The 1,800-nt window shown below is 74.3% G+C and carries 2 protein-coding genes; one reads left to right on the forward strand and one right to left on the reverse strand.

Features of this window, described 5'->3' with window-relative positions; translation table 11 throughout:
* The first annotated feature begins 248 nt into the window (after positions 1-248).
* A complete protein-coding gene (locus tag VR45_RS31870; protein ID WP_045943359.1) occupies positions 249-1,247 on the forward strand; it encodes a winged helix-turn-helix domain-containing protein in 999 nt (332 codons plus the stop codon).
* Positions 1,248-1,288: 41 nt separating this feature from the next.
* Here VR45_RS31870 and VR45_RS31875 read toward each other — a convergent pair.
* Positions 1,289-1,800, reverse strand: a 512-nt coding sequence (locus VR45_RS31875) for a response regulator transcription factor (protein ID WP_045943360.1), incomplete at its 5' end; no start/stop codon positions are given.

A 1,800-nucleotide genomic window follows, 5' to 3' on the forward strand; every position in this document is an offset into this window, starting at 1 on the left:
CGGTAGCACTGTGTCAGGTCGGGCACGATTCACCGGGCGGCACCGGGCGTTCGGATCCACGAACGCCCGGTCGAGGTTCGTGCTCGGTCCCCCACTCCCCTCGTGGTGGGGGCCCGAGCGGGCCTCTGCCGCGCCGACGAGAGAGAGCATGCCAACGGGAACGGCCGGACGGCCATGCATTAGCCTCTGGGCCTAATAGTCAACAACGCGGCAGGTCAGAAAGGCTGCGGGGAACCGGAGCAAGGTTCGTGATCGCACTGAAGTTCGGGGTCGCGGACCTCGCGAGGACCCGGTTCGTCATATCCCCGCTCGACCATCTGCTGGCCGGTTCGGCCCGGTTGGGCGTTCACCAGGGCAACGGGTCGCGCAGCGAACGCTGGTGGCGGGACGCCCGCCGCCACGTGCCCCACCGGGCCATGCGCTTCCTCGAAGTGGTCAACGCGAGCCCGATCGGCATCCCCGACTTCATGGTGGCGGACCTCGACGCCGTCCGCCGGCAGCTGACCGACGAGCTCGACGCGCTCCTCTCCGTCCCGCAGCAGACCGTGGAGGAGGGTGTCGCGATCTTCGGCGACCGCCTGGGACTCCCGGCCGCCCTGGCCCGGTTGCGCGAGGACGGCAGCCGGGGCCTGCGCGAGGTCAGCGACGGCGCCTGGGCGCTGTTCCAGGCCTGCCTCGCCCCGGACTGGCCCGACATCCGCCGCGCCCTGGAGGCCGACATCGCCGCCCGGGCCCGCACCGCCGCCCGCTCCGGGATCGGCGAAATGCTCGACTCGCTCCACCCGAAGGCCGTCTGGCGGGACGAAGGGGTACTGGAGTGCACCCTCGGCGAGCTGGAGGGCTCCTTCGAGCTCGGCGGCCGGGGCCTGGAACTGCGGCCCAACTACTTCGTCCAGCGGAGTATCAGCCTGCTGGCCGAGCCGGACCGCCAGAGCCTGCTGCTGCACCCGATCGCCGCCCCGACCGCCGAGCCCGCCGCCCGGACACCGGCCGCCGACGGCCTGGCCGCCGTACTCGGCCCCGCCCGGGCCCGCGTCCTGCGCGCCATCGCCGGCAGCGACTGCTCCACCACCGAGCTCGCCCAGCGGCTCGGCGTCACCCCGCCCTCCGCCTCCGCCCATGCCGCCGCCCTGCGCACGGCCGGCCTGATCGCCACCCGCCGCGAGGGCAGGCAGGTCCGGCACGCCCTCACCGACGTCGGCCACGACCTCCTCCTCGACAACCCGCTGCCGCTGCCCCCGGCCTGAGCGCCGGCCGGCGACCGCTCCAGCGGGTGGCCGGGGCCGCGCTACTCGCCGTGGAGGTCGGCGAGGTGGGCCAGGACGGCGAGGACGCGGCGGTTGCCCTCGACCGGGTCGAGGTCGAGCTTCATGAAGATGTTGCCGCAGTGCTTGACCACCGAGGCCTCGGTGATGCTCAGCCGGGCGCCGACGGTCTGGTTGTTGAGGCCCTCCGCCATCAGCCCCAGCACCTCGCGCTCGCGCGGGGTCAGCCGGGCGATCGGGCGGTCGGCGGACTGCTGCCGGAGCAGCACCCGCACCACGTCCGGGTCGATCACGGTCTCGCCCGCCGCCACCCGGCGCAGCGCGTCCAGGAACTCGGACACCTCGCCGACCCGGTCCTTGAGCAGGTAGCCGAGTCCGGCCCGCTGCGCGCCCGCCGCCCCGAGCAGCCGGGTCGCGTAGGGGGTGGCCACGTACTGGGAGAGCACCAGGACGGGCAGGTCGGCGTGGCGGGAGCGGAGGTCGAGCGCGGCGCGCAGCCCCTCGTCCCGGAAGCCGGGCGGCATCCGGACGTCGG

This window comes from Streptomyces sp. NRRL S-495, assembly GCF_000966955.1.
Taxonomy (GTDB): Bacteria; Actinomycetota; Actinomycetes; order Streptomycetales; family Streptomycetaceae; genus Kitasatospora; species Kitasatospora purpeofusca.